General features: G+C 65.4%; 11 protein-coding genes and 1 tRNA gene. 3 read left to right on the top strand and 9 right to left on the bottom strand.

Annotated elements, in window-relative coordinates; translation table 11 throughout:
- From RSE14_RS01220 to RSE14_RS01210, 3 genes are read right to left on the bottom strand one after another with little or no spacing between them, the layout of a single operon-like run.
- Entirely contained in the window at positions 1–660 is a 660-nt protein-coding gene (locus RSE14_RS01220; protein ID WP_324075421.1) for a potassium channel family protein, read from the bottom strand.
- Positions 650–1,978, bottom strand: a complete 1,329-nt coding sequence (locus RSE14_RS01215; RefSeq protein WP_324075420.1) for a TrkH family potassium uptake protein — start codon at positions 1,976–1,978, stop codon at positions 650–652. The genes RSE14_RS01220 and RSE14_RS01215 overlap by 11 nt, the downstream gene beginning before the upstream one ends.
- Before the next feature lie 55 nt (positions 1,979–2,033).
- Positions 2,034–2,864 (bottom strand): EAL domain-containing protein, encoded by an 831-nt coding sequence (locus RSE14_RS01210; RefSeq protein ID WP_324075417.1) that lies wholly within the window; start codon positions 2,862–2,864, stop codon positions 2,034–2,036.
- A 158-nt stretch (positions 2,865–3,022) separates the two neighbouring features.
- Here RSE14_RS01210 and RSE14_RS01205 point away from each other — a divergent pair, with 158 nt between their 5' ends.
- From RSE14_RS01205 to RSE14_RS01195, 3 genes are all read left to right on the top strand, one after another.
- On the top strand, positions 3,023–3,817 hold the full coding sequence (locus RSE14_RS01205; RefSeq protein WP_324076956.1) for an NAD kinase: 795 nt from the start codon (positions 3,023–3,025) through the stop codon (positions 3,815–3,817).
- Between the two features lie 198 nt (positions 3,818–4,015).
- A tRNA-Asn gene (locus RSE14_RS01200) sits at positions 4,016–4,090 on the top strand.
- A gap of 268 nt (positions 4,091–4,358) precedes the next feature.
- Positions 4,359–4,763 carry a hypothetical protein gene (locus tag RSE14_RS01195; protein ID WP_324075415.1) on the top strand — a complete coding sequence of 135 codons (405 nt, stop codon included), beginning with the start codon at positions 4,359–4,361 and terminating at the stop codon, positions 4,761–4,763.
- A gap of 22 nt (positions 4,764–4,785) precedes the next feature.
- Here the strand turns inward: RSE14_RS01195 and RSE14_RS01190 are convergent, their stop codons facing one another.
- From RSE14_RS01190 to RSE14_RS01165, 6 genes are read right to left on the bottom strand one after another with little or no spacing between them, the layout of a single operon-like run.
- The gene (locus RSE14_RS01190; RefSeq protein ID WP_324075414.1) at positions 4,786–5,835 is read right to left on the bottom strand and encodes a hypothetical protein; all 1,050 of its coding nucleotides are present in this window, start codon (positions 5,833–5,835) and stop codon (positions 4,786–4,788) included.
- A gap of 1 nt (position 5,836) precedes the next feature.
- Positions 5,837–8,386: a fimbrial biogenesis outer membrane usher protein gene (locus RSE14_RS01185; RefSeq protein ID WP_324075412.1), complete on the bottom strand. Its 2,550-nt coding sequence runs from the start codon at positions 8,384–8,386 to the stop codon at positions 5,837–5,839.
- On the bottom strand, positions 8,364–9,116 hold the full coding sequence (locus RSE14_RS01180) for a fimbria/pilus periplasmic chaperone (RefSeq protein WP_324075410.1): 753 nt from the start codon (positions 9,114–9,116) through the stop codon (positions 8,364–8,366). Before RSE14_RS01180 ends, RSE14_RS01185 begins: the two co-directional genes overlap by 23 nt.
- A gap of 29 nt (positions 9,117–9,145) precedes the next feature.
- Positions 9,146–9,748, bottom strand: a complete 603-nt coding sequence (locus tag RSE14_RS01175) for a hypothetical protein (protein WP_324075408.1) — start codon at positions 9,746–9,748, stop codon at positions 9,146–9,148.
- Complete coding sequence (locus tag RSE14_RS01170) at positions 9,745–10,368, bottom strand: hypothetical protein (protein ID WP_324075407.1); 624 nt, start codon at positions 10,366–10,368, stop codon at positions 9,745–9,747. The genes RSE14_RS01175 and RSE14_RS01170 overlap by 4 nt, the downstream gene beginning before the upstream one ends.
- A 5-nt stretch (positions 10,369–10,373) precedes the next feature.
- The gene (locus RSE14_RS01165; RefSeq protein ID WP_324075405.1) at positions 10,374–10,943 is read right to left on the bottom strand and encodes a hypothetical protein; all 570 of its coding nucleotides are present in this window, start codon (positions 10,941–10,943) and stop codon (positions 10,374–10,376) included.
- Positions 10,944–10,953: the final 10 nt, after the last annotated feature.

The following is a 10,953-nucleotide window of genomic DNA, read 5'->3' as shown; positions in this document are numbered from 1 at the left end:
TCAGATCGCCGAGAAGCGTTCGATATCCTTGATCTTGCCCGAGACCACCAGTTCGTCATCGGGGAAGATGATCGTGTCGGGCACCGCGTGGATGAACGCCTCGCCCGCGCGTTTCACGCCGACAACCGTGACATTGTACTTCTTGCGGCACGCACTGGTGACCAGCGGCAGACCGATGATCGGCTCTGGCGCACTGAGGCGGGCGATGGCGAATTCGTCGTCGAAGGCGATGAAGTCGAGCAGCCGTTCATTGAGCAGATGCGCCACACGCTCGCCCATGCGCTCCTCGGGGAAGACCACATGGGTCGCGCCGATCCGTTCCAGAATGCGGGCGTGATTGGCGTTGCTCGCCTTGGCCCAGATATTGGTGATGCCCATGTCCGCCAGTGCCAGCACCGTCAGCACGCTGGCTTCGACGTCGGTGCCGATGCCGACCACTGCCGTTGCGAAATCACCCGCGCCCAGCTGGCGCAACACGGCAGGATCGGTGCAATCCGCCTCGACCACCTTGGTCAGGTGTTCGGCATGATCCTGCACCAGTTCGGGGTCACAATCGACCCCCATCACCTCGGTGCCCATGCTGGCAAGCCGGCGGGCAACCGACCCGCCGAACCGGCCAAGCCCCACCACCAGAACGGGTTTGCGCATATCAGCCGACAATGAGGTTCTCCTTGGGATAGCGGTAAAGCTGCGGATGGCTGCCGATTGCCAGCGCCGTGGCAAAGGTGATCATGCCGACCCGGCCGATGAACATCAGAGCCGCAATCACGACCTGCGCGCTCGGTGGCAGATCGGCAGTGATCCCGGTCGACATGCCGACCGTTGCGAACGCCGAGATACATTCGAACAGCACCTCGGCCAGCGGCAGGGTAGTGATCGAGACGATATAGGTGGTCGCCGCGAAAACCAACGATGCGGCGAGCACGGTGACGGTCAGCGCCTGCCGCTCGACCTCGTGCCCGAACCGGCGGCCGAACAGCCCGACATCGCGCCGGCCAAACACTTCGGCCAGCACAATCGCGAACAGGACGATGAAGGTCGTCACCTTGATCCCGCCCGCCGTGCCCGCACTGCCGCCGCCGATAAACATCAGGAGGTAGTTCACCATCAGGGTCGATTCGCGGAAGGCGCCCACATCGAGGCTGTTGAAGCCCGCCGTGCGCGGCATGACCGAGTGGAACGCCGCGTTCAGCGCCTTGTCTCCCAGCGCCATCGGGCCGAGGGTCTGCGCATTGTTCCACTCCATCGCCAGGATCGCGACGAAGCCCAGCACCAGCAGCGCCGCCGAGCCATAGATCGTGACCTTGGAATGGAGCGACCAGCGCCGCCAGTCGAACCGCTTGTCGCGCAGGTCCTGCATCACCGGAAAGCCGATGGCCCCGAGCGTGATCGCCACCATGATCGGGATGAGGATCAGCGGATCGCTCTGGTAGCCCATCACGCTGTCGGCATGGGTCGAAAAGCCGGCGTTGTTGAAGGCGCTGACGGCATGGAACACCCCGTTCCACAGCGCCATGCCAAGGCCCATGTCATAGGCCGCAGCCATGCGGATGGCGAGAACCAGCGCAACCGCCGCCTCCACCGCCAGCGTCACGCCGATGACGAGCTTCAGCACCGAAAGTGCATCGCCGCGTTCCAGCCGCCCGCGCTCCACTTGCGTGGCGAGGCGTTCGTGCAGCCCGAAACTGCGCCCGGCAATGATACCGAACAGCGTCGCGGCCGTCATGATCCCGAGCCCGCCGATCTGGAACATCAGCAGGATCGCGACCTGTCCGAATGGCGACCAATAGGAGCCGGTATCGACCACCACCAGCCCAGTCACTGCCACGGCCGATGTGGCGGTGAACAGCGCAGTGAGGAACGGCGCCCGCACGCCGTCTGCGGTGGCAATCGGCAGGCTGAGCAGTGCGGTCCCGATCGCAATGGCGAGCAGAAACAGGCTCGGCACCAGACGGATCGGATTGTGGAAGAGCTTCACAGCACGACCTTGCCGAAAGTCGCTGCGGCGGGCAACCGAATGATGCCGCCTTCCCCTACCCGTGCCCCATGCCCCGCGCCGTGCGGGCCAGCGCCAGCACGGCATCGCTCGGCATCGGCTGGGCGCGCAGGAAGCCTTGCCAGTAGTCGCAAGCCTCGGCTGTGATCGCAGCGCGCTGGATTTCGGTCTCGATCCCCTCGGCATAGATCGCAAGGCCCAGCGCCTTGCCGAGCTGCACGATCGCGCGGAACACCGCGAGCGCGGTGGGATCGCCCGGCACGCCCTCGACCATCACCTTGTCGAGCTTCAACGCATCCAGCGGAAGCTCGCGCAAATAGCGGAAATTGCAGAACCCCGCGCCGAAATCATCGAGGGCCGTGCGGAAGCCGAGTCCGCGCAGGGCCTTCAATGCGCTCGCTGCCTGGGCGAGGTTCCTGAGCAGCAGATCCTCGGTGATCTCCAGCATCAGCCGCTGCGGAGCGATGGTGGACTGCCCGATCAGCGCGGCGAAATCGGCGGCGAAGCGCGGGTCGCCCAGTTCTTCGGGCGTGATGTTGAGCGACAGGGTGAGGTTGTGCGGCCAGTGGCTCGCATCCTCCAGCGCGCGGGCCACCACATGGCGCGACAGCGGGGCGACCAGCGCAGCCCGCTCGGCAATCGCGAACAGATCGCGTGCGCCGATTTCGCCAAGCGTCGGGTGGCGCCAGCGGGCCAGCGCTTCGGCTCCTGTCACTGCGCCCGAGGCGCAGGCGAATTGCGGCTGGAACAGCACTTCGATCTCGCGCCGGTCGAGCGCGCGCAGCAGATCGGCCTCCAGCACGCCGGGGCGAACGCCGGGAAAGGCGCCGCGCGCCGATCCGCGCAAAGATGTCCGGCCCTGCTCCATCTGTGCCCCCTTTAGCGCGAGATTGTGCGGCTGCCTTCCATCAATTGCAATCTGGCCAAATCTGGCACATCAGGGCGAACCGCTAGCACGGCGCCGTGGATAAGTGGCATGGTGGCGGCGTGGGGCTGGTGGGGGGCATCCGCCCGTGGAGGGGACGAATGGCGAGCAATGGCACACCTTTTCAGCGGCTTGCGCTGCTGGCTTCGGACACGCCGCGGGCCGAGGAAGCGCGCGAGACCCTTGCCGCGCAAGGCGAATGGGTGCCGCTTGAAGAGGCCGATGCCGTGGTGGTGCTCGGCGGTGACGGCTTCATGTTGCAGACCCTACACGCGATGATCGATGCGCGGCGCGTGATCCCGGCCTATGGCATGAACCTTGGCACGGTCGGCTTTCTGATGAACCGTTACGACAAGCGCGCGGCGATTGCGGCACGGGTCGCCAAAGCGCGGCGCTGGACAATTGCGCCGCTGCGGGTCGAGGCCGTGACGCAGGACGGCGAGACCCACGAGATGTGCGCGATCAACGAAATCTCGCTGCTGCGCGAAACCCGCCAGACCGCCAAGATCGAAGTGACCGTGGGTGACCGCGTGCGCATCAACGAACTGGTATGCGACGGGGTGCTGGTGGCAACCCCGGCGGGCTCGACCGCCTATAACCTGTCGGCCCATGGCCCGATCCTGCCCTTGGACAGCAAGCTGCTGGCGCTGACCCCGATCAGCCCGTTCCGCCCGCGGCGCTGGCGCGGGGCGATCCTGCCCGACCGGATGAAGATCATCCTGAAGGTGCTCGATCCGGCCAAGCGTCCGGTGGCGGCCGTGGCCGATCAGAAGGAACTGCGCGACATTGCCGAAGTCCGGCTCGAAATCGCGCAGGACCGCGAGTTGACGCTCTTGTTCGACAAGGGCCAGAGCCTCGAAGAGCGGATCGTGGCGGAGCAGTTTGTCACGGGTTGATTTTCCGCACGCCCTCCGGCGTGCGGTCCTCGCTATACGCGCAGCAAGCTGCGCCCGCTGCGGGCGCGCGTTCGCGCTTGCGGTCGCGGTGCGACCGATGCTCCAGCGGACACGCAGGTTTGGTCTAAAACACCCTTGCAATCGTCCAGCGCCCCCCATATAGGCGCGCCTCTGCCAGCGGTTTTGGCCGCTGGTTGCTCCCCGATAGCTCAGCGGTAGAGCATTCGACTGTTAATCGAATGGCCGTAGGTTCGAATCCTACTCGGGGAGCCACTTCCTTCCAAAATCCGGCATCCTGACGCCGCCTGTTCGCGCAGGTTCGGCGCCGCTCTGATGCGCATGATCCACCCTGCCCTCGCACTTTTGCGAGGCGCAGGCGGCGGAACCAAAAAAAATCTCGGCGATTTGGGCTGACCAAGTGCCTGCTTGCGCGGCGTTCTTGGCGCACCCGAATTTGTGACCAAGCCATTAACTTTAAACTTTAAGACCGCGCCAAGCATGGCGGCATAGCCTTGCGCTGTCTTTCCCTATTGGACATGCGATGATGAAAAAACTTGCTGCTCTCGGCCTTGCGGCCGCCATGATTGCCTCGCCGAGCACGGCCTCGTCCTATGGTGTCGAGCTGCGCGGCCATGTTGCCGTCAGCTGCCATGTCACCGGTCAGGCGCCGGTCGTTAACGTGGCGGGCGGTGTTGCCGATCTCGGCGTGCTGCGCGAATTCTGCAACAACGCGGCCGGCTACAACCTCTATCTCGACTATGCGCCGCAGCTTGCCGGTGCGGTGGTGACGGTGGACGGCACCAGCATCCAGCTAGGCTCCGAAGGCACCGCGGCGCTTGCTGCCGAAGCCGGTCCGGCGATGCGTTCGCGTAGCGTGCAGATCGACCTGTCCGAGGTCGAAGATGCATCCAACCTGGCGATCGCCTTCCGCATCGTTCCGCGCTGAGGCCTAGCCGGGCCGCGCTGCATCACAAGGCGGGACAGTTGAGCCCGCCCGGAGTACCGCCTGCCAGCGGTGCCAGCGTGATGCTGATGATGTCCTGATAGTCCTCGCTCGGCGCTTTGGTCGTCCCGCCCTCGTTGAGCTCGGCGGTCAGCGGCAATTGCTTGGTGTCGAGCGTCGCGCGGGAGCAGATCACCGTGGTGTAGGTCGGGCTGGCATTGTTGACCGACTGACCGGCGAAAGTCGCGGTATAGAGCAGGCGCTGCGTCGGATCAGCCGGATTGCCTCCCGGGAAGGTCAGCAGATACCCGTTCTGCGACACCATATCGACGGTGTAGGGGCCGGAGCTTCGGACATTGACCCAGCCGCTCTTGGTGTAATTGTCCTGATCGGCTGCGATGTCAGCATCGGTCTTGTCGCCGACCTCGCCGAAGTCGAGGACATGCCCCGAATAGCTCGCCTGAAGCCCGCTCAGCACCTTGATGGGGAAGCTCACCGCATTGGGGATCACGCCCTCATCCTCGAACGGCTGTCCGCCGCCTGTCCCGCTGCAATGATAATTGGCGTCGAAATCAATCGTGGGATTGGCGGGGATATCGAGATTCCGTGGCAGCTGGATATCGAAGACAACCGTTACGAAGTCCGAAGCAGCGTTGTTGCCGGTGAATTCGACGATCATGTAGCCCTGCGGGGTGTTGGTCGCGAGATTGAGGAGCGGCCCGGGCGTGCCGTAATTGTAGAAGATGTTCTGGTTGGTCCCGTAGATCGTGACGGACCCGGCCGCACTGATCGGAGTGACGATCGCGTTGTTCGATCCCTCGTCCTGACCGGTCAGGTAGAAGGCCACCAACGCGGTCTTCCCGCCGCCGGCTGGATTGATCCGCTGCATCGTCAGCGTCACCCGCGTCGTGGGCAGGCCGGTGTTGCCGAAAGGATCATAGATCGCCGCCTGCGCAACTGCGCTGCCGGTGATCCCGCAGGTAATCGTCTGCGCCGAGGCAGTTTCGGGCAAGGCCGTGGTGGCCAGCGCGGCCAGCGCGGCGAAAGCGAGCGAGCGAGCGGCGGATCTGTTCATCTCATTGATTTCCCGTTGCACGAACATTGCCAAGACGGATCACATTGGCCTCCGGCGTATCCGGAATGGCGATGATCACCGTGGTCTTTTCCTCATCCATCATCTCGAGCCGCCACTTGCCCGGCGCGAGCCCGGGAATGCCGAAGCGGCCTTCGCGGTTGGTGAACACCTCGTAGCTGATCGGGTCGTCGCCCTCCGCCTGGGTGATCTTGCCGATCGCCAGCGAGACCGGCGCACCATTGCTGCCGAGCAGCACACCGATCGCGGTGAGCGAGAATTCCGAGCCGACGATCATCTTGTAGCCGCTGCGATACTGCGGAATGATCCGGAAGGTGCCGGTGCCAAGGTCGGTGCCAGCCGGCGCCTCGGGGGCCTCGACGGTGATGGTGCGTTCCGAATAGGAATTGAGGCTTGGATGCACCCCGGCACCGAACGGATCGGTGTCGGCCACCCTGCCGTTGATCGTGGGGTCGATCAGGATCCGCTCGCCCTTCAGCTTGGCGTGGGGCTTGATGATCGCGAAGCTGTCGTAGATCGGGCGGCCAATGGCAAAGCTGTCGCCGGCAAAGGCCAGTGAAGTCGCCATCCGCAGCGAGGTGCGCTGGCTGCGCGACTGTCCGAAATCACCGCCGAAATCGCCGAAATGGGCCAGCCCGAACTCGCCGATGTTCGAATAGTAATTGCCGTTGAAGTTGAACCCGCTGCCGAAATCGCTGCGTTCGATATCGGCGCTGAGGTTGAACGAGCCGACGCCCTGCCCGGTCAGCGTCTGGAACGAGGCGCGCGCGCGGTTGTCGCGGGTGTCATACTGCACCCGTCCGCTGGAGAAGCCGCCAAGCCGGATGTTGACCGAGACGAAGGCGCTGATCTCGTCGCGGAAATTGTTCTTCTCGTACCGTGCCTCGGCATTGAGACTGATGCGGTCATTGACGCGGTAGCCGCCCGAGAGGCGGTAGTTATGCTGATCGGTAAAGCCGTTGCGGGCCTTGGAATAGCGCCCGTCGATGCCCACGAAAGCGCGCTCGCTGAGTGCGTGCGAATAGCCGCCACCCACTTCGAAGGCGAAGGGATTGACCGGCAGGAACACCGAGATCGGCGCGAATTTCGCGCTGCGGGTCTCGACAAACAGGTTGAGCGAATCCGCAAAGCCCTGTGGCCGCTGGAACAGGCGCTGGAACGAGACCGTCCCCGCCCAGCCCTCGCCGATATTGTCGACATGCGAGAGCGAAAGGTTGCTGGCAAAGGTGCCGATGGCGGTGCCGAACACCGCCTCGATGCCGCCCATTGCCGAGTTCTCGTCAAGCTGGAGATTGCCGCCCAGCGTCAGGGCGTCGGACAGGCCGTGGCGCACGAAGCCGGTGAACACCAGATCATCCGAATAATCCGGCCCGTCGGCGGAAAGCGGGGCCTGCACGCCCAGATGCACCGCAAACTCCGTGAGGCCCTTGGCGAGCTGCGTCTGGTCGAGGAAGATGTTGAACCGCAGGGTTTCCTGCCGCCCGCTGTCGTCGATGATGTTGACGCGGATGTCGTTCGCGCCCTGCGTGTAGGGAAAGTCGTTGAGGTTGTAGTTGCCCGGGTTGAGCCGGGTGCGCCGGGCCAGCGATCCGTTGACGAAGATCTCCACCGTCGCCGGGCGTTCGAGCAAGAAGGTGCGGTTGCCGCGCGGACGGATGATCTGCTGCGGGCGCAATTCGCTATAGGAGCGCGCCAGCGAGAGCCCGGCCATGTTGGGCGTGACCTGAAACCCGCGCGCAACCGGCTGGAGGTCGCCAGCGGTCATGCGGAACAGGCTGTCGAGATCATCATAGACCAGCCGCGTGCCCTGCCGCTGGAGATCGGGCGCATTGTTCGCGCCAGGCTGCCAGAAGGCCTCGCTTTCGATCACCACATCGCCCAGCCGCGCCGCGCCATCGAGAAAGATGGTCGGCTCTTGCAAGCCCGTCAGCGGGCCATCGCTGACATAGTCGAGCGCGCCGCGGATATTGAGATAGGCGCTGAAATCCTCGGGCGCGAGAAAATCCCCGATCCGCCCGCGATCCAGCGCGCTGACCTGCAGGTTGCGGGTGGCGCGCATCTCGCTCGGCACGACAAATTCGAGCGTGAGCTTGCGCGGATCGAACCGCAACCCGATGCCCGAGGCCTCGAATTCCTCGATACTGATCTCGCGCGGCACGAGGATCGTGCCCTCGATCGCGCGCAGCCGGTCGGCATCGACCGCCTCGGCGAGCAGATCGAGCACCCGGCGCGAGGCGATCCGCAGCCGGTCATCGGCGGTGACCACCACCGGCACATCGCCAAGGATCACCGGCCCGTCGACCGCCGAGATGGTCAGACGGATATCGCGCGCGGTCGGGTTGAGGTCGATCGGCTCGGCGCTCGACCCGCGGTTGACCGGCAGGATGATCTCGGACGGGCGGGCATTGCCGGCAAGGTCCTCCTGATCGGCCGCCACCGCCGGGCTCGCGGCAAACGCCGTGCCCAGCGCAAGCGCCAGCAACGAGGGGACGAACCGCAGGCCGCGGCGCTTATTCAGGCGTGAATCGCGCATCCACGCGTCCTCCTGCTGAGGGAAGCTCCACCGGCACCTGGATGGTGCGGGTGGTATTGGCACCGACCAGGCCGAAGCCGACGATCTGGAGCATCTCCGGGCCGGAGATCGAGCGGCTGAAGACCTGCTCGCCGGCCTCGTTGAACTGGGTGATCTTGAGCCGCCCCTTGGACAGATAGCCATGGGCGCTTGAGCTGTTCGACACTGTCACCGCAGGCACGGGCTTGCCTTCGCGGTTGGTCTCGATCGCCGCCGAGACGATGTCGATCGCCGGACGCGTGGCGGCGGGCGCGACGCTGACGAGCACCTGGAAATTGTAGAGGATCTGGATCGCCGACTGCCCCTCGGCAAGCTTTACCGGAAGCTGGGCGACGGTGACGTAGTAATGCTTGCTCTGCGCCAGTTCGGGATCGCCGACATACTGGACACGAAAGCTCTGGGTCTGCCCCGGCTCGATCAGCGCCTGGGGCGGAAACACCAGCAGATCACCAGGATCCTTGTGGGTGTTGACCAGCTGGCCGTTCTCGAAGGTCAGTTCCTCGATCCGCAATTCGACCGGCAAGCGTGTGGCAAAGGTGTTCTCCACCGTCACCACCCGCGACATGCCGCTGCCGAGCGAAGACAGATCGATCACAACCGGTTGGACGGTCATGGTCCAGGCCGGGCTGACGGGAACCACCGCCGCTGTCGCCATCGCCGCCGCCAGTGCCAGCTTTCTCCAGATACGCATCGCGTCAGGCCTTCCTCTCGTGGTTTCGGTCAATTCGCTGCGGTGATTTCGATCTGCAGCGTGTCGGCATAGGCCCCGGCGACCATCGGCGCGTCGGAGCCGGCAATGGCGATATCGACCCGCAGCAGGCCCTGCCCGGCATTGGGCACGCCCAGCAGCAGCGGTTCGGACAGGTCGGACGTGCCGGTGAGCGTCTGGCCGACCCAGTCGAGCGCAACGGTGTAGGGCAGGAACTGGATGAAGCCCGCGACCGTGCCGGGTGCACCGCCGCTGCGCAGCATCCCGCCATTGGCGCTGCGCAACGAGACCGCGTGGGCGCTGTTGCACACCACCGGGATCTCGACCTGAACCGAGGCCGGGTTGGCCCGGGCGGTTTGCGGGTCGGCAAAGCGGGTGATCGCCACGGTTCCGCCGCTGGTGCCCGAGGACTGGAAGCTGGCATTGTCCGATCCGGCGACCGATCCCGGCGCGATGTTGCAGGCGGGCGCAGCGGTCGCGACCACCTCGATGCGCTGGCGGGCGGCGGGCTCGAAGGTGCCGTTGGCGCGGTCCTGCGCATGGAGCGCAGCAGGCAGCATGGCGGCGATCATGCAGCCCGATGCCGCCGCAAGGGTCAGGGTCCGCGGGCTCATTGTTGGGGCTCCAGAATGATCGTCAGCGTGTCGGAATAGGCGCCCGAGACCATCGGGGCGTTGGCCGACAGGTTGGTCGCGCCCGCGAGGATCTCGAACCGCAGCCGCAGATCGCCGCTCGCCGGACGGGCAATCGGAACGCTGCGCTCGCGCGGTTGGCGGATCGCGGCATCGGCCGAAATCTGCACCACCTGATCGGTCCAGCGCGCGGTGAGGTCATATGGCACCGCCGTGCCGAAGCCTGCGGGCCGGGTCGGCGGGGTTTCGGACAATTGCCACAGCCCGTTGTTGAGGCTTTCCATGCGGATCCGGTGCGCGGTGTTGCACACCCCGTTCAAGGTCAGCTCGAAGGAGGCTGCGCGGGTCGAGAGCGTTGCGGCATCGATCATCTGGTCGACGCGGTAGACGTTGCGGTCGGCGCTGCTGAAATTGTTGAAGCCATCGCCCGAACCCGGCCCGCTGGTGAGCGTGCAGACCACAGGCGTGCGCCCGGCAACGAGGAATTCGGCGCTGTCCTGTGCGGTGGCGCCCTGCCCTGCCCCCTCCTGCGCCGCGAGGGCGGCAGGCAAGGCGCCGAGACTGGCGGCCAGCACGCAGACGAGGATGGGGCGGCGCAGCACCGGACCTACTCCGCCGCCGAGAGAGTGACAGTGATTTCGCCGAGATATTCGTCGTCGGCCACCGGACGCAGGCTCGCCCCGCCAGCGGTGACAAAGTTCGAGACGCCGACCGCAATATCGCCGGTAAAAGCGCTGGCGCGCACCTGGGTCGCACCCGGATTGGTGCTGGCCGCCGTGTTGAAGGTGGCAGGCGTCACCGTCCAGCCGCGCGCGGTCGCGGTGTAATCGACTGCGCTGGAGAAGCCCGCAGGCGGGGTTCCGGCAAAGTTGAGCGCCTGCATCGGCGTGGCACCGATCACGATCGTGCTGCGCGCCGAACAGAAGGCGCCGGCGAGCAGCTTGTCGGGCGCAGCAAGATCGGTGCGCAGCAGGCCGGTGGTGGTGTCGACCAGCACGCCCATGTCGAACACGCCGCCGCTGTTGTCGGGGATGCCGACCGAGCACAGCGCAGGCACCGTGCCGATCACCTGAAACTGCTCGGTATCGGTGGCAGAGCCGCCATTGTCCTGCGCGGCAAGCGGTGCAGCGAGCACCAGAATGGCAGTGGTGGCGGCGAGAATGGGCAGGCGTTTCATGGGTCTATCC

It is taken from the genome of Erythrobacter sp. (assembly GCF_035194505.1).
Classification (GTDB): Bacteria; Pseudomonadota; Alphaproteobacteria; order Sphingomonadales; family Sphingomonadaceae; genus Erythrobacter.
This window is presented reverse-complemented; position numbering and strand designations above follow the sequence as displayed.